This is a genomic window from Myxococcus sp. AM009 (genome assembly GCF_013372605.1).
Lineage (GTDB): Bacteria > Myxococcota > Myxococcia > Myxococcales > Myxococcaceae > Myxococcus > Myxococcus vastator.
Window position 1 is genome coordinate 58637 of record NZ_JABXEP010000014.1, and the last position, 22047, is coordinate 80683.

16 protein-coding genes are annotated in these 22047 nt (G+C 69.3%); 7 read left to right on the forward strand and 9 right to left on the reverse strand.

The window, feature by feature from the left end; all coding sequences use genetic code 11:
- Window positions 1-98 precede the first annotated feature (98 nt).
- From HV824_RS05900 to HV824_RS05910, 3 genes are all read left to right on the forward strand, one after another.
- Window positions 99-3410: a C45 family autoproteolytic acyltransferase/hydolase gene (locus HV824_RS05900; protein WP_176418369.1), complete on the forward strand. Its 3312-nt coding sequence runs from the start codon at window positions 99-101 to the stop codon at window positions 3408-3410.
- A 156-nt stretch (window positions 3411-3566) separates the two neighbouring features.
- Entirely contained in the window at window positions 3567-5678 is a 2112-nt protein-coding gene (locus HV824_RS05905; protein WP_176418368.1) for a M13 family metallopeptidase, read from the forward strand.
- A 53-nt stretch (window positions 5679-5731) separates the two neighbouring features.
- Window positions 5732-5953, forward strand: coding sequence for a hypothetical protein (locus HV824_RS05910; protein ID WP_176418367.1), 222 nt, complete (start codon window positions 5732-5734; stop codon window positions 5951-5953).
- Window positions 5954-5977: 24 nt separating this feature from the next.
- On the opposite strand, the gene HV824_RS05915 is transcribed toward HV824_RS05910, so the two are convergent.
- A complete protein-coding gene (locus tag HV824_RS05915) occupies window positions 5978-7615 on the reverse strand; it encodes a fumarate hydratase (RefSeq protein ID WP_176418366.1) in 1638 nt (545 codons plus the stop codon).
- Between the two features lie 249 nt (window positions 7616-7864).
- On the opposite strand from HV824_RS05915, the gene HV824_RS05920 reads away from it, so the two are divergent.
- Entirely contained in the window at window positions 7865-9166 is a 1302-nt protein-coding gene (locus HV824_RS05920) for an OmpA family protein (RefSeq protein ID WP_217917134.1), read from the forward strand.
- 16 nt (window positions 9167-9182) lie between these two features.
- Here the strand turns inward: HV824_RS05920 and HV824_RS05925 are convergent, their stop codons facing one another.
- Genes HV824_RS05925 through HV824_RS05935 form a run of 3 tightly spaced genes read right to left on the reverse strand, consistent with a single transcriptional unit; the run spans window position 9183 to window position 12250 of the window.
- A complete protein-coding gene (locus HV824_RS05925) occupies window positions 9183-9554 on the reverse strand; it encodes a response regulator (protein WP_176418364.1) in 372 nt (123 codons plus the stop codon).
- Window positions 9551-11137 (reverse strand): RAD55 family ATPase, encoded by a 1587-nt coding sequence (locus HV824_RS05930; RefSeq protein WP_368670951.1) that lies wholly within the window; start codon window positions 11135-11137, stop codon window positions 9551-9553. The genes HV824_RS05925 and HV824_RS05930 overlap by 4 nt, the downstream gene beginning before the upstream one ends.
- 18 nt (window positions 11138-11155) lie before the next feature.
- Window positions 11156-12250: an ATP-binding protein gene (locus HV824_RS05935; RefSeq protein ID WP_368670950.1), complete on the reverse strand. Its 1095-nt coding sequence runs from the start codon at window positions 12248-12250 to the stop codon at window positions 11156-11158.
- 231 nt (window positions 12251-12481) lie between these two features.
- On the opposite strand from HV824_RS05935, the gene HV824_RS05940 reads away from it, so the two are divergent.
- Window positions 12482-13054, forward strand: a complete 573-nt coding sequence (locus tag HV824_RS05940; RefSeq protein ID WP_176418362.1) for a hypothetical protein — start codon at window positions 12482-12484, stop codon at window positions 13052-13054.
- A 30-nt stretch (window positions 13055-13084) separates the two neighbouring features.
- Here the strand turns inward: HV824_RS05940 and HV824_RS05945 are convergent, their stop codons facing one another.
- A complete protein-coding gene (locus tag HV824_RS05945) occupies window positions 13085-14743 on the reverse strand; it encodes a M14 family zinc carboxypeptidase (RefSeq protein ID WP_176422863.1) in 1659 nt (552 codons plus the stop codon).
- A 476-nt stretch (window positions 14744-15219) separates the two neighbouring features.
- A complete protein-coding gene (locus HV824_RS05950; RefSeq protein WP_176410627.1) occupies window positions 15220-15951 on the reverse strand; it encodes a hypothetical protein in 732 nt (243 codons plus the stop codon).
- An 83-nt stretch (window positions 15952-16034) separates the two neighbouring features.
- Here HV824_RS05950 and HV824_RS05955 point away from each other — a divergent pair, with 83 nt between their 5' ends.
- Both HV824_RS05955 and HV824_RS05960 read left to right on the forward strand, forming a co-directional pair.
- Window positions 16035-18692, forward strand: coding sequence for a hypothetical protein (locus HV824_RS05955; protein ID WP_176418360.1), 2658 nt, complete (start codon window positions 16035-16037; stop codon window positions 18690-18692).
- Between the two features lie 152 nt (window positions 18693-18844).
- Window positions 18845-19426 carry a hypothetical protein gene (locus HV824_RS05960; protein WP_176418359.1) on the forward strand — a complete coding sequence of 194 codons (582 nt, stop codon included), beginning with the start codon at window positions 18845-18847 and terminating at the stop codon, window positions 19424-19426.
- An 80-nt stretch (window positions 19427-19506) separates the two neighbouring features.
- Here the strand turns inward: HV824_RS05960 and HV824_RS05965 are convergent, their stop codons facing one another.
- From HV824_RS05965 to HV824_RS05975, 3 genes are all read right to left on the reverse strand, one after another.
- Entirely contained in the window at window positions 19507-19809 is a 303-nt protein-coding gene (locus HV824_RS05965) for a hypothetical protein (RefSeq protein ID WP_176418358.1), read from the reverse strand.
- Between the two features lie 69 nt (window positions 19810-19878).
- Window positions 19879-21072 carry a DnaJ family molecular chaperone gene (locus HV824_RS05970; RefSeq protein WP_217917135.1) on the reverse strand — a complete coding sequence of 398 codons (1194 nt, stop codon included), beginning with the start codon at window positions 21070-21072 and terminating at the stop codon, window positions 19879-19881.
- A gap of 86 nt (window positions 21073-21158) precedes the next feature.
- Window positions 21159-21989: a hypothetical protein gene (locus HV824_RS05975; protein ID WP_255207801.1), complete on the reverse strand. Its 831-nt coding sequence runs from the start codon at window positions 21987-21989 to the stop codon at window positions 21159-21161.
- Window positions 21990-22047 lie beyond the last annotated feature (58 nt).

Below are 22047 nucleotides of genomic sequence, written 5' to 3' on the forward strand. Positions count from 1 at the left end.
CGTGGCGCATCGCGATTGACGCTCGGGGAGGGCGGGGGTGTCATGCGCCCCGGCCACCTCCACCCGATGCCCGGCGTCCCTTCCGGGCTGGGAGCCTCATGTCCGCTTTTCGCATGACGTCCAAGCTGCTCGGCGCGCTGCTGCTGTCCGCGAGCACGCTCCACGCGGCACCCTCATGGGCCGCCGCGCCCGCCTCCTCGCCTGTCGCCGTGCCCAACGGGAACTTCGAGATTGCGGGGGGCTCCGGCTCGCTCCCCGCCTTCTGGAAGGCCCGAGGCCAGGGGAAGGCGTCCGGAAGCGCCGCGGCGAAGGTGGAGGGCGCTCGCGGGCTGGCCATCGAGAACCCGGTGGGCGGCGCCGAGACGACGGTGGAGTCCGAGGCGATGAAGCTCCAGGTGGGCCAGCTCTACCGGCTCAGCGCCTGGGTCCGCACCCGAGGCGTCCAGGCGGACCCGCAGGCGCGCTACCCCACGGCGCACGGCGCCTGCCTGTCGATGAAGAGCTTCCCCTTCACCAACTGCTCGCCCGCGCCCGCGACGGAGGCGGGAGGCCGCGCGTCGGTGCTCTTCTTCGCCACCCAGTCCTCGGACCGGGTGCAGCTCCACCTGGGCCGCAACGGCAAGGCCACGGGCACCGCCTGGTTCGACGACGTCCGCATGGAGAAGGTGGACGACATCACCGCCTACATCCCCCTGGAGTCGGTGCGCTGGGCCGGCAAGGGCTTCCGCTATGACGAGGGCGGGTGGATCTATGTCCACATCGAGGGCGAGCCCTACGAGCGGGGTCACCAGTTCGGCCGGCTGGTGCCACAAGAAATCGTCCGCTACATGGAGAAGCTCGGCATCGAGAAGGACAAGACGGACGCCTCCAAGGGGTGGAACCACCGGCGGCTGCTCGCGGACGCGCTCTTCCTGCGCAAGTACGACACGGAGTTCCTGGAGGAGATGAAGGGCATCGCGGACGGCGCCAACAAGGCGGGCGCGAAGTTCAAGGACCGCGAGCTGGACCTGCTGGACATCGTCACGCTCAACTCCGCCGTGGACGCGGGGCAGCTCGCCGAGGCGAACCGCGCCACGGGCACGCCGCTCACCGGCCGCACCTTCCTCAAGGCGGAGGAGGACGCGGAGCGGGCGGGGAAGGGGGACCACTGCTCCTCCTTCGTGGCCACCAAGTCCGCCACCCCGGATGGCCGCGCCATCATGGGGCAGATCTTCATGTGGGGCGGCTACACGGGCGTCCACTGGGACGTGGTGCTGGACGTGAAGCCCACCAGGGGCCACCGCTTCGTGATGCAGACCTTCCCCGGGGGCATCCACAGCGGCGCGGACTGGTACGTCAACGCCGCCGGCATCGTCATTGGCGAGACGACGGTGGGGCAGTCGCCGTTCGACATGAATGGCACGCCCCAGAGCAACCGCATCCGCAAGGCGGCGCAGTACGCGTCGTCCATCGACGACGTCGCCCGCATCATGAAGGACGGCAACAACGGCCTCTACACCAACGACTGGACGCTGGCGGACACGAAGACGGACGAGGGCGCGTGTCTGTTGCTGGGCACGAAGAAGACGCGCCTGTGGCGCACCGGCGGCAAGGGGCAGGCCGGGGACACGCCGGGCAACCTCAAGGACTTCATCTGGGCCAACAACAACAACCGGGACCTGGAGGTGCGCAAGGAGTACGTGCCCAACCCGGACAACGCCCCGGTGGACCTGGCCTTCAACACCTGGAACCGCGACATCGCCTTCCAGGAGTACTACGCGAAGCACGGCAAGAAGGGCTTCGACCTGGACACCGCCATCCGGATGCTGGCCTCCAGCCCCATCAACCGGCCGCACGCGTGTGATGGCAAGGTCACCACGTCGGAGATGGCCCAGAAGCTGATGTTCCTGGCCCACTACGGCAAGACGACGCTGCGCGAGAAGATGGTGGGGGGCCGGTGGATTCCCGACCTGCCCGGCGCCACGCCGCACCTGTCGCTGGGCTACACGGCGTTCAGCCCCGTCGTCGTCGCGGAGAAGCTGGAGGCCGCTCGCAAGGGCTGGACGCCTCCCGCCGCGCCGGCCGCGCTCAAGCGTGACGTGTCGAAGGTGAAGGACGCGTTCGTCTTCGGCCGGCCCCTGCTGTGGGCCAACACCGTGTTCCCCGCGACGGATGGGGAGAACTGGCTGGTCAGCGGCACCGCCGCGTACTGGAAGCTGCTCAAGGGCTTGCCGGCAGGTGGAGACACGTCCGACAAGGCCTTCGAGTACCAGCGCGACGCGCTGGCCGACCTCAACGCGCGCTACCTCTTCACCACCTCGCGCGAGGCGGACGTGGTGCCGGCTTCCGCGAAGACGGACTACGGCCGCTACGGCGCCTACATGCTGCCGCGCATCAAGGGCACCTTCCTGCTGCACCAGCTCCGGCTGCTGCTGGGCAACGCCCCCTTCTCCAAGGCGATGAACGCCCTGCATGGCCGCTACGCCAACAAGAACGTCACCACCGCGGACTTCAAGCGCGCGGTGCTGGAGGCCACCGGCCGGGACGTGGGCCTCCTCGTGTCGCAGTGGGTGGAGCAGACGGGGCTGCCGCAGCCGCGCCTCCGCGCCAGCGCCGCGCAGGTGAAGGACGGCTACGAGGTGACGCTGAAGGTGGAGCAACCCGGCTCGCGCCCCTGGCACTTCGTCACGCTGGTGGAGGTGCGCACCGCGAAGGGCGCCACGCTGGAGCGCGTGGAGGTGAAGGGCCTCAACGAGACGTTCACCTTCCGCACGGCGGAGCCGCCCGTCCGCGTGGTGTTCAACGCCGGCAATGACATCCCGGTGCCGCGCGAGCACCACCAGACGCTGTCGAACCAGCTCGACGCCTGGGAGAAGCTCCTATTGGTGCACGGCACAGCGCGCCAGACGGAGTCCATGCGCACGCTGGCGCTGGGCTACCGCGAGGTGCTGGCGGACGCGTTCGTGGAGTACCTGATGCCCATCAAACCGGACGCAGAGGTGACGGACGCGGAGCTGGCGGACCGGGACCTGGTCCTCTTCGGCGGCGCGGAGGACAACGCGCTGCTGGCGCGGCTGGCGACCGAGAAGCAGCTCCCCGTGGAGCTGGGGCGGCGCTACTTCCGCTGGCAGGGCAAGACGTACGGCCGCCCGGATGATGGCCTGGCCGTGGCGCTGCCGAACCCCTGGAACCCGAAGCGGTCGCTGTACCTGTTCGTGTCCAACAGTGGACTTCAGCTCTGGCACATGACGCGCGCCTACCAGCGCGGCCTGCCGGGCTGGGCCCTGTTTCGCGGCGCCGAGGTGAGCGCCAAGGGCTTCCACGACGTGGACGCCCTGGCCCAGGACGTCGCGGTGACGGTGACGCCCGCTGTACCAGCGCCCACGCCCGCGCCTGTACCGGCGCCCGTGCTGGGCCCGCCGCGGCGGTAGCGCGCGCAGTGAGGGGTCCCACCGCGCGGAAGGTGCGGGTGGGGCCCGCTCCATGGAATAGGGTCCGCGCCCGGATGTTCTTCCTGCCTGCCCGGAGGGACGACGACCCTCCGCGTCTGGCAGCATCCGCCGCCCCTCATTTCTCTCGGAGCCGCATTGAGCCCCCTGAAGACCGTCTCCCGCCGTGCCTGGGCCCGCAGCGCCCTGGGCACCCTGCTCCTCACCGGCTGTGCCACCACGCAGCAGCCGCCCCCTGCAGATGATGCGCCGCCTCCGGCCGTGCCCGCCGCCCAGGCCGCCTCCACGGAGGCCGTGCGTTCGCTGGGCGTGGAGCTGAAGCACCTGGACCGCGGCGTCCGGCCGCAGGACGACTTCTACACCTTCGTCAACGGCAACTGGCTGAAGACGACGTCCATCCCCGCGGACCGCGCCCGGTACGGCACCTTCATCGAGCTGGCGGACAAGGCCGAGCTGGCCATGCGCGCCATCATCGAGGAGTCCGCCGCCGCGAAGGAGCGCCACCCCGGCTCCACCGCGCAGAAGGTGGGGGACCTGTACAACAGCTTCATGGACACCCAGCACATCGAGTCGCTGGGCCTGAAGCCGGTGAGCGACGAGCTGGAGCGCGTGAAGGCCGTGAAGCGCGCGGACGCGCTGCCGGAGCTGTTCGCGACGCTGCTGCGCGAAGGCGTGCCGGCGCCGTTCGGCATCTTCGTGGGCCAGGACCAGAAGCAGGCCACGCGCTACACCGTCTACGCCACGCAGCTGGGCCTGGGCCTGCCGGACCGGGACTACTACACCAAGCAGGAGCCGCGCTTCGTCGAGGTCCGCGCCGCGTACGTGGCCTACCTCGAGAAGCTGCTCACGCTGGCCGGTGAGAAGAACGCGAAGAAGGCCGCCCAGGATGTCATGGCGTTCGAGACGGCGCTGGCCGCGAAGCAGTGGGACCGGGCGCGCAACCGCGACCGCGAGAAGACGTACAACCCCAAGACGGTCGCGGAGCTGGACGCGCTGACGCCGGGCTTCTCCTGGGGCCGCTTCCTCAAGGCGTCCGGCGCGGAGGCCACGCCCTCCGTCATCGTCCGTCAGCCGGACTACATGGAGGCCCTGGGCGGGCTGCTGAAGTCCACGCCGCTGCCGGTCATCAAGCAGTACCTGACGCTGAAGGTGCTGGACACCCGCGCGCCGCTGCTCAGCAGCGCCTTTGAACAGGCGCACTTCGAGTTCCGCGGCAAGACGCTCCAGGGCCTGGAGGAGAACCGCCCGCGTTGGAAGCGCGGCGTGGCCCAGGTGAACGAAGTCGTGGGCGAGGCCGTGGGCCAGCTCTACGTGGAGCGCCACTTCAGCCCCGACTCCAAGAAGCGCATGCAGGAGCTGGTGGCCAACCTGCGCGAGGCCTTCCGCAAGGGCATTGACGGGCTGGACTGGATGAGCCCCGCCACCAAGGCGCAGGCCCGGGCCAAGCTGGAGAAGTTCGGCGTGAAGATCGGCTACCCGGACAAGTGGCGGGACTACTCTTCGTTGGACATCGTCGCCGGGGACTTGGTGGGCAACGTGCGCCGGGGCGAGCTGTTCGACCACCAGCGCGCGGTGGGCAAGCTGGGCAAGCCCATTGACCGCGAGGAGTGGGGCATGACGCCGCAGACGGTGAATGCCTACTACAGCTCCACGATGAACGAGATTGTCTTCCCGGCCGCCATCCTCCAGCCGCCGTTCTTCAACCCGGAGGCGGACGACGCGACGAACTACGGCGCCATTGGCGGTGTCATCGGCCACGAGTTCAGCCACGGCTTCGACGACCAGGGCAGCCGCTCCGACGGCGACGGCAACCTGCGCGACTGGTGGACGCCCGAGGACAAGACGGGCTTCGAGCAGCGCACCAACATGCTGGTGGAGCAGTACAGCGGCTTCAGCCCGCTGGAGGCCATGAGCGTCAACGGCAAGCTCACGCTGGGGGAGAACATCGGGGACCTGAGCGGCCTCACCGTGGCGTACCAGGCCTACAAGCTGTCCACCCAGGGCCAGACGCCGCCCGTCATCGACGGCTTCACGGGCGACCAGCGCTTCTTCCTGGGCTGGGGGCAGATCTGGCGCGGCCTGTACCGGGATGATGCCATGCGGCAGATGCTGCTGACGGACCCCCACTCGCCGCCGCAGTACCGCGTCAACGGCGTGGTGCGGAACATGCCGGAGTTCTACGAGGCCTTCGGCGTGAAGCAGGGCGACGGCAACTGGCTGCCGTCCGAGCAGCGCGTCAAGATCTGGTAGCCCCGCCGGACGGGGCTGGTGGACAGCGGCCACGGACTGTCTAGGCTGGAGGGGTGAACGCCTTCATCCTTCGGCTCGTCTGTGGCTTGCTGTTCGCCATCCTGGCGGCAGGGGCCATCGTGAGGCCCCCTGACAACCTCACGCAGGGGCTGGGAATGCTGCTCCCCGCCACCATGCTGCTGGGCGTGGCCCTCAAGGGGCCGCGCCGCTCCATCATCCCCAAGCGGCGCGCCCCGCCCGCGGCTCCCACGGCAGGGGAGCCGCCTCGGCCCTGAGCGTCAGGGGCGGGTGGCTCCCGCTCAGGCCTTCTTCGCCGCCGACGGCTTGTTGATGTTGGCGAAGAAGTCGTTGCCCTTGTCGTCCACGACGATGAAGGCCGGGAAGTCCACCACCTCAATCTTCCAGACGGCCTCCATGCCCAGCTCGGCGTACTCGAGCACCTCTACTTTGGTGATGCAGTCCTTGGCCAGCCGCGCCGCCGGGCCGCCGATGGAGCCCAGGTAGAAGCCACCGTGCTTCTTGCAGGCCTCGGTGACGGCGGGGGAGCGGTTGCCCTTGGCCAGCATCACGAAGCTGCCGCCCGCGGCCTGGAACTGGTCCACGTACGCGTCCATGCGACCGGCCGTCGTCGGGCCGAAGGAGCCCGAGGCATAGCCCTCCGGCGTCTTCGCCGGGCCCGCGTAGTAGACCATGTAGTCCTTGAGGTACTGGGGCATGCCGTTGCCGGCGTCCAGGCGCTCCTTGATTTTCGCGTGGGCGATGTCGCGCGCCACCACCAGCGGGCCGCTGAGCATCAGGCGCGTCTTGATGGGGTAGCGCGACAGCTCGGCGCGAATCTCGCTCATGGGGCGGTTGAGGTCGACCTTCACCACCTCGCCGCCGAGCTGGCTGTCCGTCGTCTCGGGCAGGTACTTCGCCGGGTCGGCCTCCAGCTGCTCCAGGAAGACGCCGTCCTTCGTGATCTTCCCCAGAATCTGCCGGTCCGCCGAGCACGACACCGCGATGGCCACCGGGCAGGACGCGCCGTGGCGGGGCAGGCGGATGACGCGCACGTCGTGGCAGAAGTACTTGCCGCCGAACTGCGCGCCAATGCCGGTGCGCTGCGTGAGCTTGAGGATCTCCTGCTCCAGCGCCACGTCGCGGAAGCCGCGGCCCAGGTGGTTGCCCTCGGTGGGGAGCGAATCCAGGTAGCGCGCGGAGGCGTACTTGGCCGTCTTCAGCGCGTACTCGGCGGAGGTGCCGCCCACGACGATGGCCAGGTGGTACGGCGGACAGGCCGCGGTGCCCAGCGCGCGAACCTTCGCGTCCACGAAGCTCAGCAGGCTCTGCGGGTTGAGCAGCGCCTTCGTCTCCTGGAACAGGTAGCTCTTGTTGGCGGAGCCACCGCCCTTCGCCATGAAGAGGAACTTGTAGGCGTCACCGTCCGTCGCATAGAGCTCGATCTGCGCGGGCAGGTTGTTGCCGGTGTTGACCTCCTTGTACATGTCCAGCGGCGCCATCTGGGAGTAGCGCAGGTTCGACGTCTGGTACGTGTCGAACACGCCTCGGGAGATGGCCTCCTCGTCATTGCCACCGGTGATGACGTACTGGCCCTTCTTGCCCATGACGATGGCGGTGCCCGTGTCCTGGCAGGAGGGCAGCACGCCGCCGGCGGCGATGTTGGCGTTCTTCAGCAGCTCCAGCGCCACGAAGCGGTCGTTGGACGACGCCTCGGGGTCCTCGAGGATGTGGGAGAGCTGCTTCAGGTGTCCGGGGCGCAGCAGGTGCGCGATGTCGCGCATGGCCTCGCGGGTGAGCAGGGTGAGCGCCTCGGGCGCGACCTGGAGGAAGGTGCGGCCGCCAGCTTCGAAGGTGGAGACGTGGTCCTTGGAGAGCAGCCGGTATGGCGTCTCGTCCTTGCCCAGCGGCAGCATGTCCTGGAACTGGAAGTCGGTCATACCCGTAGGCGTAGCGCTGATGTGGCCCTCGTGGGTAGCTGGAACTCGTGGCGCGAGAAACCTCGCCGCATGGGAGCTACAAGTCCCTTCACTCCTGAAACAGCCTGATACCTGGACAGGGGAGGGAAGGCGGCCGAGGGTTGGCTGGCCGTCAGCCGGGGTGGCGGACAACTCGCGGAGCCGCCAGGTTGTGCGATGCTGTGAGCCCCCGTGGCCGCCATCTCCGCTCAAGTCCCCCTTCTGGTTTTCATGGCCCTGCTCGCCACCTCCGCGCGCGCGGCGGAGCCTTCCGCCGTGGAGCAGCGGGCGCGCGAGGACCTGGACCGGCAGCTCCAGGCGCTGGTGAAGACGCCGCCGCCGGAGATCGTCATCTCCTTCGAGGGCCTCCCCGGCGCGGGCACGTCGCGGGGCTACAAGCTGGTGGAGGCGGACTTCCTCGTCAACGGCCAGCCTCTGGCCATCCCCGGCCTGGACAAGCTCAACGGCCCCGGGGTGCATCGGCTCGCGGTGCTCACCGTGGAGGAGGGCTCCTACACGCTCGTCTCGCACGTCACCTACGCCAACGAGTCCTGGAACCTCTTCAGCGAGGAGAGCGGCTTCCTCTGGAAGCTGACGGCGTCGGTGACGGTGCAGGTGCAGCGCGGCCTTCGGGCGCGGGTGCGGGTGCTTCCCGCCATCAACCCCACCGCGCCGGATCCCCGGCTGAAGCTGAAGCTGTCCCATGACGTGAAGGCGGAGATGACGGCCGCCCTGGCGGACGTGGCCATTCCGGATGTTCCGGACGCGGGTGTACCGGTGGCGCGGGCGCCCGCGAAGCCACCCCCGCCGCCCGTGACGAGCCCCATCTCACCGACGCCGCCCGTGGCCGCGCCGGTGAAGACGGTGGAGGCGCCGGAGCAGGGGCCGGTGGCGCCCGCGAAGCTGCTGCTGAAGGTGCTGGCGGGGAAGCGGCCCGTCGCGGCCACGGTGTACGTGAAGTCCACCTCGGGGGCGCCGCGGCGGGTGATGGTGGACCGCAAGGCGCGCAAGCCGGTGGAGGTCATGTTGCCGCCTGGGGAGTACTGGCTGGACGTCCTGTCCCAGGGCTACCTGGCGCAGACGCGAAAGGTGACGCTCTCCCGGGAGGCGGTGCCCACGGTGTCCTTCACCCTGGCGAAGGCGCCGGTGAAGAAGTCCCAGAAGGTGCGCCTGAAGAAGGACGTGGTGGAGCTGCCGCGCGCGCCGCGCTTCGCGGAGAAGCAGGCCGCGCCGCGCAAGGGAACGACCGCGGGGCTGGCCCTGTTGATGGACATGTTCGTGCGGGACGAGAAGCTCCGGCTCCGCATCGAAGGGCACACCGACAACCGCGAACGCCCCGCCGCCGCCGCCCGCAAGACGCTGTCCGAGGCGCGCGCCGACGCCGTGGCCAAGGCCCTGGTCGCCGCGGGACTGGAGGCGTCGCGCATCGAAACCGTGGGCCTGGGCGACACCCGGCCCAAGGCGCCGAACCTGCTGCCCCGCGGGCGCGAGCTGAACCGCCGCGTGGAGTTCGTGCTGCTGCGCAAGGAGTAGACGGAGGGCAACGTCATCACGCTGGCGTCCGGACGGGCGGCAGCTGCTGGTGCACCTGCTCCAGCAGGCGTTCGAGCGAAAAAGGCTTCTTGAGGAACCCCGCCCAGTCGTAGTCGGGCGGCCGCACCGACGGGTCGATGGCGCTCATGATGAGCACCGGCAGCGACGCGAACTCCCGCGAGCTGCGGATGGCCCGGATGGTCTCGAAGCCATTCATCACCGGCATCATGATGTCGATGATGGCCAGGTCTGGACGCGCGTCCTTCAGACAGTCGAGTGCCTCACGGCCATTCGAGCAGGTGACGACCCGGTAGCCCTCGTCCTCGAGGATGGACTTCACCGCTTCCGCGATGTCCCTCTCATCGTCGACGACCAGAATCGTCTTCATGAGGGCCTCCGCCCCGCGGGCTTCCGCTTGGGCTTCCGGGCCGCCTTCTTCGCCGCCGCCTTGGCGCCCATGGGCGGCTTTCTCTTGGCCTTGGCCTTGGGCCGTGCTCCCCTCACCACGGCATGGCCGGTGAGCACGGCCTCGGCGCTCTCGAAGGTCTCCGCGACGGTGATGCCTTTGTCGGTGATGGAGAACTCCCGGATGCCGCTGTCGTACTGGCTCTCCCGCATCTTCATGATGGAGATCAGCCGGTAGAGCTGGGAGCGCAGCTCCACGTAGCGCAGCAGGATGACGTTCTCCACGTACGCGGTGGCATCTGGCTGCGGGGCGTCCACGTTCGGGGAGAAGAGGGCCGTCTCATCGGAGTAGACGGTGGTGACGTCCAGCATCCGCAGCTGGTGGGACAGGGCGGAGAAGAAGCGGCTCATCCGCTCTGGGTAGACGGACGCCGAGCGGAAGCCCGCGATGCTGTCGACGAAGAGCCGCAGCCGTTTCACCTTGCGCTCCTGGATGCGCTCCAGCAGCCGCTCGGCGAGCGCGTCCAGGTTGTGCTCCAGCGGCGGCTGCCACTGGATTTCGATGAGCCCCGCGTCCACGTACTTCTTGAAGTCGCCCATGCTCACGCCCTCGGCTTTTTCAATGAGCCGCTGGGACGTTTCGTAGAAGCCGAAGTAGACACCGGGCTGTCCCTGTCTGGCGCCCTCCAGGAGGAAGCGCAGGCCCAGCAGCGTCTTGCCCGTGCCGGGAGCGCCCAGCAGCAGGGTGGTGGACCCCGACAAGAGGCCGCCGTGGAGGGACTTGTCCAGGCGAGGAACCCCGAAGGCCATCCGGCTGCGCTGCCCCTCTTCCTTCTCCTGGGGATTGGAGAACAGCACCTCGGTGCGAGGGTGGATGATGATGCCCCGGTTGGAGATTTCGAGCTCGTGCTTGCCGAGCAAGGAGTCACTGCCCCGGAACTTGAGCGCGACCAGCTCGCGGACGGCACGCGGTCCCGACAGCCAGAGGGACAGCTCGAAGACGCCATCCACCGCCGTGGTCTCCGGGGGCATGTCTCTGGCGAAGTGAGGTGACAGCAGTATCGTCGTGCAGCCGATGATGCCGATGAAGGTCTGCAGCTCCTGCAGGAAGCGTTTGTAGGTCAGGTCGCCGCGCGCGAACTCCTTCGCCGCGTCCATGCCGTCCATGATGAGCAGCGTGGCCTGGTGTTGCCGGGCCGCGCGCCGCACCAACTCCAGGAGCCCCTTGAGGCCCTCGGTCTCCAACTGGTGATAGGCGCTGATGTAGTGGAGCTTGTCGGGGATGACGGACGCGTCGAAGAACGACATCGCCTCCAGGTTCGCCAGCATGCGCGCGTGGGACTCCGTGAGCAGCGTCACGTAGAGCGCCTTGCCGCCATGCTTGACATGCCAGAAGGCAATCTGGTGCGCCAACAACGTCTTGCCCGAGCCGGGAGGGCCCAGCACCGCGTAGGATGCGCCCTGGATCAGGCCGCCCTTGGTGATGAAGTCGAGCCGGCGTACGCCGGTCTCCAACCGGGCTGGCATCGCCTTGCGCTCGCTTCCACCGTCTTCCCCTGACGACACGACACGCCTTCCTTTCGGTCAGTACGCTTCCACCCGGTGACGGGGCAGCGTGACTTGAAACGTCGAGCCTTCGCCCGGCTGGCTCTCCACGGTGAGTGTTCCTTCGTGCGCGGCGACGATTTCCCGGGCGATGTAGAGCCCCAAGCCCAGCCCCTCCGTGCCCGCGGTGGTGACCGCGCGCTCGAAGCGGTTGAAGATGCGGGCCAGGTCCTGCGCCGCGATGCCAATGCCCTGGTCCCTGACGCGAATCCGGAGGACGTCCGGATGTTCCTCCACCATGAGGCGGACGGGCTTGCCGTCGCCGTAGCGAAAGGCATTGGTGAGAAGGTTGCTGATGACCTGCTCCAGCCGGAGCCTGTCTCCCGCGAGCAGCGCGGGCCGCTCAGGCAGGGCCAGCGTCAGCTCCACGCCGGCTGCCCGGGCATGCATGGCCAGCCGCTGCGCCACGTCGCGCGCGGCCTCGGCCAGGTCCATCATCTCCAGATGGAGGCGCATCCTCCGGTTTCCCACCCGGGACACATCCAACAGTGTGTCCAGAAGCTGCTGCATTCGGACCAACTGACGCAGCGCGGGTGCGGTGCTGGCTTCAACGGTCTTCCGGGACACCGTATCGCCCGGCGTGCGGGCCAGGTGGTGGAGCACGCGCTCCAGGTTGAGCCGCAGCGCGGTGAGCGGTGTCCTCAGCTCGTGGGCCGCGATGGCGAGGAACTCGTCGCGGAGCTGCACCGCCGCCTGGGCCCGTGTCTGCAGCCGCAGCAGTGCTTCGATATTGGCGAGCAGCTCGTCGTCGCCCAGGGGCGTCGTCCAGTAGGCGTCCGCCCCCTGGGCCAGCCCGCGGAGCCGGTCCTCGCGGCGGACGGAGACGGCGGACAGGTGTGCGATCAGCAGGTCGCGCGTCTCCTCCTGCCCCCGAAGGCGCCGGCAGACCTCGTAGCCGTCGATGTCGGCCAGGTGCACGTCCAGCAGCACCAGGTCCGGGCGCCCGCTCGCCAGCCGGAGCGCCTCCGTTCCGCTGGTGGCTTCCACGACGTGATAGCCCGCGTTCGTGAGGATGCGGCCCGTGAGGTAGAGGATGGCGGGCGTGTCATTGACGTTGAGGATGGTGGCGCGCACTGGCGCGTCCTCCTTCGGTCGTCCTGACGCGCTGCTGGGTTCCATTCCAGGAAGATGGGCTTGGATTCACCCGAACGGAATCCCCAACGTGCGACGGCGTGCCGGGAGAGGTGTGTGGTGTCGCACAGTTCGCCGCCCACCGCGGGGTGATGGGTACTGAATAGATCCGCGGAGCATGCGTCTGTCCTCATGAACACGACGGCGGGCCCTGAGCTCACGAGGACGCACCCCATGAACCGCATCGCTTCCGCGCTGGTCGCAGCCCTTCTCCTCACTGGCAGTGCCCAGGCCCAGGGCTACGGCCCCCGTCCCACGCGCGTGGAGCGGAGCGAGCTGCGCGATGACCGCCGCGACGTGGAGGACCTGCGGAAACTGCTGGCCCGCTTCGATGCCGCGTGGAGCAGCCGGAGCGAACAGCGGATGGCGAACGTGGAGGTCAGTCTGCGCAAGCTGCTCCGTGCCGAGCTGGCGGAGAGCGAGCGGGAGCTGTCCAAGGATTGGGCGCAGTCGCGGCGGTCCCGGCGGGATGCGCGCGTGGCCCAGTGGGGCGGACCCCGGGCGGCCCAGTGGGGCCGGGCCTCCGCCGCCGAAGCTCGGAGCGACCTGCGCGCCGAGCACGCCGCGCTGCGGACACGGAAGGCCATTGCCCGCGAGCTCGACGAAATCGAGGGACTGCGTCAGCCCGGGGCCTTGAGCTACAAGCGCACGCTCATCCTGGAGCTCATCCAGGTGGCGGAGCGGGAGCTGAACCAGTCCCGGCGGGAAGTCCGTGACGACCGGCGTCCCCCCAGCCGGCGCCGCTGAGCGCCCGGCGCGCTGCCCCGCCGGCCAAGGTTACTCCGCCTTCTTCGGCGCGGTGGCGGAGCCCACCACGCGGTGCACCGGGTACAGCTCACCCGGGGTGATGGCGCCGTCGAGGAACTGCCAGCGGCAGAAGCCATCATCGGAGTGGGGCTCCAGCAGGTACACGGCGAGCGTTCCGGCGCGCTGGGCCGTGGGCACGTAGAGCGTCCCCGCGGGGAACTCGCGCGTGGCGCGCTCCGGGGCCACCGTGAGGACCGTCTCGAAGCGCACCGGCTTGGGCTTCTGGCTGAGCGGCACCTCGGCCTCGCCGGGCGGCGGCACATTCGCCGCCACGTCGGGGCTGAACGTCTCCTCGCGCCGGGCCACGCGGTAGCTGTCCACCGTGATCGGCCGGGGCTTGGGCAGCCGCTCGAACTGGATGCCATGGCCCTCCAGTCGGGGCGCGAGCTCCGCGGGGGCCAGATAGGCCTCCGGGGTGCTCACGGACTGGGTGGGGACGAAGGTCCGGTGGTGCGGCATCGTGTAGGTGCGCTTGCGCTTACCAGGGTAGCGCCGCGCGGTGATGCTCGCCTCGTCGAACGCGAGGATGTTCGCCGTGTCCCCGGGCCGGGCGTACGCGGGGTACTCGAACGCCAGCGCGCCCTTGTCATCGCGCGTGGCCACGCCGTAGTTGATGCCGACGAGCGTCTCCACGTCGGGAGCCTTGCCCCGCGCGATGATGTCCGCCTGCGTCTCGTCGGTGATGGCGCGGTAGGTGGCGGCGTTCCGGGCCGCGTCGCGGAAGAGCTCCAGCAGCCACGCGCGCATCACCGCGCAGCGGCGCGGGAAGTCGATGTAGCTGTACGTCTCCAGCAGCACGTCCAGCCGGCCGAGCAGGCCCCGGTAGTGGCTGCCGAAGCGCGGCAGCGCCGGGTACGTGTGCCAGCCCGAGCGCGGGTCGCCTTCGTCCTTGTAGTTGCCGTACCAGAAGCTGTCGAAGCCGTGGCGGCCCTGCACGGCCTTGGCGACGCGCTCCAGCAGGCCCCGGTTGTAGGCGCGCAGCTTGGAGAAGAGCGGCTCGTTGGAATGGGACGTGTCGAACGTCAGGTCGAAGGCGTGGATGCTGCCGTCGGTGGTGTGGCAGTCGATGAAGACGTGGGGCCACCAGGTCTGGTGCAACGCGGCCATGGCGCGCGTCTCCGGGGCCTCCTGCTTCGTGCTGTCGCGGTTGAGGTTCCAGCCCTCTCCCGTGTAGCGGGTGCCCACGCCGCCCTCGGGGTTCACCTGTCCCTCGAGGTCCTGGAGGTTGAGCTTCCGGTTGTTCGGGCTGATGCGGTCGTTGCCGTCGGGGTTGAAGTCGGGCACCAGCACCAGGCACACCTTGTCGAGCAGCGTCTGCCCCAGTCGGGAGAGGGTGAGGTCGCGCGCGAGCGCGAGCACGGCCTCCTTGCCTTCGACTTCGCCCGCGTGGATGTTGGCCTCCACCATCACCACGACCTTCTTCTGCTTGCGCACCTGCTCGGGCGTGAAGCAGCCGCGGTCGCTCACCACCAACGCCGCCAGGGGCTGGCCCTCGCCGCTCAGGCCGAAGTCCACCCGGCGGGCGAGCTTCGTGCGGGCGCAGAGCGCGTCCACGAAGGCCAGCACGTCGGAGTGAAGGGACGTTTGCGTGTAGTTCGACGCTTCAGCGCGGGTCAGCAGCCGGTTCATGGGGGCGCATCCGAGCGCTCCCGCCCAGGCGCGTCAAGTCCCGCCGCGCCGCTGGAAAGAAGTGAGCCCGAGCAGGGTGTCCTCCTGCCCGGGCTCGGGGTGCTGCCATGGATGAGACCCGCACGTTTAAGTTCCCGCCTGCGGTTGAGACCTCGGGTCCTGCGATTGAACGACCGCCGCGCAAGGTGGAGTGGAGCGGCGGGCTGGAATTGCACCAGCATCACGAGGGAGGGGGCGGGAACGGTTGATCGGGCCTGCGACAGCGAATGCTGAGTCTGGAGTGGGAACTTGAGTTTGGGGTGCTTCGCGCGCTCGTGGTGCCGCCTGCCTCTACCGTGATTGGGCTACCCCGCCGCAGGTGGTGCTGAATGGCGGGGGCAGGGCTCGAACCTGCACTGGGGGACGGCCGGAGAACGCTCGGCGTGAAGCTGCTGCTGAGTTTGAGTCTGGACTCCAAAAGGTCTGCGGCCGTGAGTCTAGCCGAACAGGTAGCCGAGGAGGGCCTCGCCGGCCTTCATTTCCTCCACCTCGACGGCGTTCGCCTCTTCGCGGGCGAACTTGACGGCCTGCTGCAATTTCTCCACGCGCTCCAGCAGGTCATTCATGCGCGTGGCGGGGAGGGCTCCGGAGAACTTCACCGTCTTCCAGTAGCCGACGACGATGTCCTCGTAATAGACCTCCACCTGGGCCGGGTGCTTCTCGGTGGCCTCGGACTTCACGTGGTTGCGGGGGACCTTCTTCGTCTTCGCCGTCTGCACGGGCTCGGTGGCCCACAGGCCCTGCGCCGGGTCGGGAACCCACGACTCCGACGGGTCCAGCGTGGGCAGCTTCATCACGAAGGTGTGGAGGTCCACCAGCTGCTTCTCCAGGAAGAGGAGATAGGTGGCGGGGACACCCTTCAGCAGGACCCTGCCATCCACCCGCACGTCCGCCTTCGCGTGACAGTTGGTGAGGTCCTTGGTCGCGGTGACGTCGAAGAGCCGGGTGAGAATCTCTTGCGTCTTCTTGAGGACGTCTTGCGTGCGCACCTGCACGCGGGTGGATTCGGGGGGGAAGCGCTCACCCTCCTCGTCGCGGGGCTGATACGTGCGGGAGATGCCGCTGAGCAGCTGCGGCTTCTGGAGGTCGTGGTGGGCCTGCGTCAGCTCCTGCTGGGAGCGGTTCTTGACGCCCTTCTCGACGGCGATGATCTGGTTCAGCTTCGGCATGGCGCCCCTGACGCGGCGTGGCGCCTCGCCCTGACAGTCATTGTGGTATTCATGCATTCAAGGGAATTCAAAAGGGGACAGCCATGCGCAGCTCGAAGACGGGGTCCACGCCACCGCCGAAGCCGAAGCCTGTCACGCCGCGTGAGCCGCCGAGGCCCACGCAGCAGCAGTCCGCGCCCCCGGCGCGGAGCACCTTCGAGCGCGCGGCGTCCGCGCCCCTGAACCTCACGGGCTTCGACGTGCCGCGGCCCACGGCGGCGATGCAGGCGCGCGCCGCCCTGATTCCAGCCAGCCACGCGCTTCGAGGCCAGCCGCTGGCAGCGGCGCGTCTGGCGCAGGCGCCGCTCACGATGGGCGCGCAGCCGCTCCTCGCGGAGGACGGCGCGATGGATGCACCTCCGGCGGATGCCGCGGAGGCCCAGGCTCGTGCGGAGGATGCGCGCACGGCGGTGGGGCGCAATCCCGACACGGTGGCCCAGGACGCCGACGCCGCGCTGCGGGCCATGCGAGAGGCGAACGCCCTGGCGCTGGCGGAGAACAAGCCGCCGCCGTACCCGCAGGCGGAGAATGTCCAGGACGCTGCCGCCGCCATCCGCCTGGATGCCCAGTTGCAGACGGAGTTGTTCGGCGCTCCGCTGGCGCTGTCGCAGCAGCAGCAGGTCACCGCGGACGTGGCGACGCTCGGGGCCGCGCAGGACCCGGCGGCCGCCGCCGTCGAGCTCGAGCGGATGCTGGCCACGGCGTCGCCGGAGTACCGTGAGGCGCTGCTGTCGCATCCCGACGTGCAGCGCATGTTGGAGTCCTTCGCGCGGTACGAGCCGCCCTACGAGCAGCGCGAAGCGTACCGGGCCGGTCTGCAGAGCCTGGTTCGCCTGGGCGACGCGATGGGGTCGCAGTCACGCCTGCTGACCGACCCGATTGCGCGTGGCTACCCGAGCAACCCGGTCAACCTCACGTTCCTGGACACCCTCCGGTCCGTCACAGGGACGTCCCAGCCCATGGCGGATTCGTCCGGACTGGGCTTCGCCATTGCCCTGGACGCGTCCCTGACCGCCGCCCAGGGCGAGGTGGTGGCCAGTGATGTGCGGAACATCGCGATGCAGGGGTTGGTCGCCGCGGAGGGTGAGTTCGAACAGGTGGCCGAAGAGGTCGCCGAACTCCAGCAGCAGCTCGCGCTCTGGCTCCAGGACATGGGGCCGGCGATGACGGACGAACAGCGTCAGGCGGCGCTCGACACCTTCATGCAGCAGCACGCGGAGGTCTTCGCCCGGTTCGAACAGCTGGGCGGCCTGCTGACGGGCGCGGCCACCTCCATCGACGCGAACTTCATGCGCGCGGGCAACGAGGCCTACGACAACCACGCCGAGCGCATCCTCTACTCGTCGCAAGCCCTGGGGATGACCCGCGCGGGGAGCCAGTTCTTCCAGGACATGGTCGCCAGCGCCAACCCGGACCAGCCGGGGTTGATCGACCACGCGCTGACCCTCGCGGAGAACAGTCCTGACTTCGCCCAGGGCGCGGCCACGGTGTGGGTCCAGGCGCTTGGCAATCACGCCGCGGAGCTGATGGCGCGCGGAGACACCGCGTCGGCGCGGGTCCTCCTGCAGGGCCCCATTGGCAAGTACGCGGCGTTGTTCGGACTCGACGAGTCGAAGTTCCAGCAGGTGCTCGGTGAGCTCGACACGCTCCTCACGAGCGCGCCCACCACCGGTCCAGCGGCCCAGGCCGCGTTCCAGGACGGGCTGCGGAAAATCCAGGACCTCATCGGCGACAGCCGGCTGCTCAGCGCCTTCGGCGGCGTCGCGCTGGGGCTGGCGACCTTCAGCTTCGCCCAGAGCATGGAGGTGCCCGAGGACCTGGGGGATGCGCTGAAGCTGGCTTCCGACGCGGTGGGCATCGGGCCGGAGATCGCCGCGGTGGCCGCGAAGATGGTGGGCAACACGTCCGTCGCGTCGTGGATCGACAACGTCGGTGGCAAGGTGCTCGCCCGGTTCGGTGTCGGCATTGACGTCGTGCGCTCCATCCACGCCTTCGCCAATGGCAACGCGGAGATGGGCGCGGCGCTCGGGCTCCAGGCTGTGGGCGGCGCGGTGATTGCCTTCGGTGGTCCCGTGGGGTGGGTGGTGGGCGGTGCCATGGTGATTGGCAGCGCCCTGTGGCAGGGCGCCATTGAAGGCGAGAGCGACCGCCGCGAGGCGCGTGAGGCGTTCCTCATCAGCGCGGGTGTACCGCCGGAGACGGCGAAGCGGCTGGCTGGGGCTCCCGACGGCCGCCTGCAGCAGCTGGCCGCCATGGGCCTGGACTACGAACAGATCGTGGCGCTTGCGGAGGCCAACTCGCCGCTGCTCAGCGATGACACGACGCCCGAAAGGCTCACGGAGTTGAAGGACCTGGGCTTCACCGCCAGCCAGCTCGTGGAGCTCAGCCGGACGTCTCCGGACCTGTTCACCCAGGAGTCTGGCAATGGCTTCTCCATGGAGCGCCTGCGCGACTTCATGAGCCAGACGGGCATGGATGCCGCGGCGCTGACGGACTTCCTGGGCGCGCTCGCGGCGACCGTTCCGGAGAGCGGCGCCGGGGCGACCTCGTTCTTCTTCCAGGTGCTCAACGCGCCCGAGAGTCCTCGCACCGAGGCGGAGTGGATAGCGCGGTTCCAGGAAGTCGCGGCGCACTGGCGGGAGCGCGACCCGGACGTCGCCGCGCTGTTCGACGCCGCCGTGGCGCACCTCCAGGCCCACTGACCGCCAGGAGCGCGCTCCTTCCTCGGCTGGCCCGGCGAGCCGGGCGCCTGGGCCTCGGCCGCCGCACTGTGTGCGTCCATGGGGGTGAGCCCTCATGCATGACGTCAGCACAGCGCCGCGCCCGGAAGGTCGCGCGGAAGGAGACACGCGTCATGACGGAGCAAGAGGCCTACGTGAAGCAGATGGATGCGGAGAAGCGGAGGCTCGACGCCCGGATCGCCGAAACGGAGGCGCAGGCAGACGTCCGCCAGGCAAGCGACGAGCTCAAGGACATGTCCGCGATTCGCCGCGTCTTCGACAAGTTCCGCCTCAAGCTGGATGAGTTGGGCAAGCGGCAGACGCAGAACTTCGACCAGGGCAAGGTCGAGCTCCGGAAGTCCTACGACGACACCAACCAGGCTGTCATCGAGATGGAAGCGAAGATGGCGCTCGTCCGTGCCGCCTACGAGCGCAAGCGGGAGGCGGAGCTCCGAGCGCTTGGCGCGCAGGTGGATGGCTGGGAAGCGTCCGCCGCGCAGTCCCGGGCCGAGGACTCACGGCTCACGCGGCAGGAGCTCGAGTTCATCCGTCGCTCGCTCCATGACACGGAGTCCGCGCTCCGCCGGTTGATGAGCAGCCACGGCGAGAACTGGTCGAAGCTGAAGAAGGACTACGAGGACTCGTGGCGCGAGCTGCGGGAGCGCTCCGACAAGATTCGCGCGGGCGCGGACGTGCAGCCGTCCTCTCGCGCCTGAACCTGGACGGCACGAGGACCGGACCGGGTGAGGTCCGGCCTCGCGCCGGGGACCGCGGACGCCGCGTCAGAACGCGCGGTTCACCGCGTAGCCGCAAAGCTTGTGCTCGGCCTTGTACGTGTTGGGGCCGGGGATGCCGTCGTACTCCGTCGTCGTATGCGGCAGGCCACCACCGGTCGGCGGAGGCGTGCCACCGCCCGCTTGGGATTGGCGGCGGCGAAGGCCCGCGCCCTGTCATAGACGGGCGAGTTCAGCTCGGATGTCTCGGTTTCGAGCGCGTCCGGCGTGAGCGCCTCCGTGTCCTCGACGGCGCCGCCCCACGCACCCAGCAGGATGGCCACCGACAACAGCGCCGCGTCCCACGTCATCCCATTCGTCTTCATCCCGTGGCTCCTGTCATCGCCGCTCAACGCGAGGTTGTCGGCGGGAGCACGGCTGGAGCTTCAAGGAAGCTAAGTTTTACCTGTGTCCGAAGTTTTCCTGCGAACGTACTCCCAGGCTTCGATGAGCCTGCGCGTTTCCTCCTGCGCCAGGGCCTGCAGCTTGGGGCCGAGCTGCGCGACCTTGTCTGGATGGTACTGGGCCACCAGCGACAAATAGGCCCGCCGTGCATCCGCGAGCGGAGTGTCGGGCGTGACGCCCAGCACCTCCCAAGCAGACGCCACAGGCTCAGGCTCCGCGACTGGCGAGTCGTCCGCGTCGTCGGCTTCCTCGGTGGTGTCGTCGGCCTTGGCTTCTTCCTCTCCCTCGACGGGAGGCTCGACGGGAGGCGCGGGCCGGTCGAAGCCCACGCCGCAGGTGGCGCACAGGAGCTGCTCCTGGGGCTCACCGGAGGCGGAGGGAACGACGCGTGTGTCGAAGCAGTCCCCACACACGATGTTGCGACAGGACTCACAGCGCGCGGCGGAGGGGGCGTCGTCCAGGTCCTGGCCGCACCGGAGACAGTCGTCTGGCAGGGGGGCCTCTTCGCCACATCGCACGCAGTGGGCCCAGGCGCGGTCCAGGCGGTGCTCGCACTCCGTGCACTCCAGGCCGCCGCCGCTCGCGGGCTCCCAGTGCTTCGCTTCTCCGCACCACGGGCAGCAGGGCATCAGCCACGCCAGCTTCCCGGTGCAGTCGTCCGCGTCGCAGTCGAACTCAAGCCGGTAGCCCTGGGCCACGGGCTCGGGCGCGTTGGCCTCGTCGAAGGGCTCGCCACAGGCCCAGCAGTGATTGAAGCGCGGGTGCGAGGGCGCCTCGCACGCCACGCAGACGGGGTTGCCGTGCTCGGCCTTCCATTCGACTTCGTCGCCGCAGCCGGGGCAGAAGCCCATGGCCTGCGTGACATCCGGGTGCTGGCAGGATGACCTCGCCGCGTGGGCGGCTCGCTCGCGCTGTCCAGGCGGGGCGGGGAAGGGGGGCTTGAGGCCTCGCTCCGTCAGGTGCTCCCACCAGCAGGCGCGGCAGACGCGGCCCCGGGCCTTCCGGTTCGCGTGGCCGGGCGCCACCGGGCGTTGCTGGAAGTCACCGGCCTCCAGGACCTGCGTGCTCAGGCACACCTGACAGACCCTGTCGCCGCAAACCTCGCAGCTTCCCGCGAGGCGGCGGACGCCCAGACCCAGGATGCCGGCGGTCAGCACCTCCCTGCAGCACGGGCAGGCTCGCATGGACTCCTCTCGCGGGATGGCCGGGCCAGGTGGGGCCCCGGGTGGGCCTCACGCATGCCCCATTCAGCCGGCCAGGTCCAGCGCGCTTACTCGCAGCCGATGCGCCGCGGGCCCACGGCGAGCTCGTCCATCCACCAGTCAGTGGGCACGGGGAGCCCCTGGTAGAGGAACACGCCGACCTCGAGCACGGTGAAGTCGCTGACCTTCTCGCGCACCGGTCGCTCCTGGGTCGGTGGATCGGAGAAGACGAAGGTCTCAGGCCACTGAAGCTCGGTGCCGTTGAGCCAGACGCGCGGCTCGGCGGCCTCCGGTTGCGTGCCATTGGCGCCGTCGAAGAGCCATTCCAGACACGCCCATTCGTCGAGTACGAGCGGGGTGTCCGACACCCGCACCCATTCGGGGAACCCCGGCGGCTCGGGTGGGTGCCAGATGGCCATGTAGCGCTGCCGGTACGTGGCGACCTCGTACCAGTCGAGCGTGTCCAGGGCCCCGCCCGCCTGGCCGGGCCTGGGGTAGCGGGCATTGAAGAGGCCCGCGTGGGACATGGGGCGCGCGGGGGACGTGTAGACGTAGACGCGGCCCCACAGCACGGGGCCGAAGTGGGCGGGCAGCTCGAAGCGGAGCGTCTTCTTGGGCCCCCCTTGGCTTCCCTCCGTGCCACCGACGAGCTGACGGGCATGGAGGGCGTACCGGCCCCGATATGCGCGGGTGTCGTCCACGAGCAGCTTGCCGCTGAACTCGTCGCGGTGGGGCGTCCAGCCGTCGGGGATGCGGCCCTCCTCGAAGTCCCAGCAGCGCGTTCCAGGAGACTCGCAGGCGTGCAGGGAACGGTGCCGCGCGGGAGGCGGGCGGGCGCAGGCGGCGGCCAGGAACGTCAACATCAACCGGGGAAACCACCCGCGGTGTCGAGCGCGCATGTCACGACCCTGTTCGGTGAATTCAAGGAAAATAGAATGGGGCGGGGTGGGGGACAAG

What these genes read in the sequence shown, in the direction of transcription:
- HV824_RS05900 (WP_176418369.1), top strand. Translation starts at nt 99, where the DNA reads ATGTCCGCTTTTCGCATGACGTCCAAGCTGCTCGGCGCGCTGCTGCTG.
- HV824_RS05915 (WP_176418366.1), bottom strand. Translation starts at nt 7,615, where the DNA reads ATGACCGACTTCCAGTTCCAGGACATGCTGCCGCTGGGCAAGGACGAG.
- HV824_RS05920 (WP_217917134.1), top strand. Translation starts at nt 7,865, where the DNA reads ATGGCCCTGCTCGCCACCTCCGCGCGCGCGGCGGAGCCTTCCGCCGTG.
- HV824_RS05925 (WP_176418364.1), bottom strand. Translation starts at nt 9,554, where the DNA reads ATGAAGACGATTCTGGTCGTCGACGATGAGAGGGACATCGCGGAAGCG.
- HV824_RS05940 (WP_176418362.1), top strand. Translation starts at nt 12,482, where the DNA reads ATGAACCGCATCGCTTCCGCGCTGGTCGCAGCCCTTCTCCTCACTGGC.
- HV824_RS05945 (WP_176422863.1), bottom strand. Translation starts at nt 14,743, where the DNA reads ATGAACCGGCTGCTGACCCGCGCTGAAGCGTCGAACTACACGCAAACG.
- HV824_RS05950 (WP_176410627.1), bottom strand. Translation starts at nt 15,951, where the DNA reads ATGCCGAAGCTGAACCAGATCATCGCCGTCGAGAAGGGCGTCAAGAAC.
- HV824_RS05955 (WP_176418360.1), top strand. Translation starts at nt 16,035, where the DNA reads ATGCGCAGCTCGAAGACGGGGTCCACGCCACCGCCGAAGCCGAAGCCT.
- HV824_RS05960 (WP_176418359.1), top strand. Translation starts at nt 18,845, where the DNA reads ATGACGGAGCAAGAGGCCTACGTGAAGCAGATGGATGCGGAGAAGCGG.
- HV824_RS05965 (WP_176418358.1), bottom strand. Translation starts at nt 19,809, where the DNA reads ATGAAGACGAATGGGATGACGTGGGACGCGGCGCTGTTGTCGGTGGCC.
- HV824_RS05970 (WP_217917135.1), bottom strand. Translation starts at nt 21,072, where the DNA reads ATGCGAGCCTGCCCGTGCTGCAGGGAGGTGCTGACCGCCGGCATCCTG.
- HV824_RS05975 (WP_255207801.1), bottom strand. Translation starts at nt 21,989, where the DNA reads ATGCGCGCTCGACACCGCGGGTGGTTTCCCCGGTTGATGTTGACGTTC.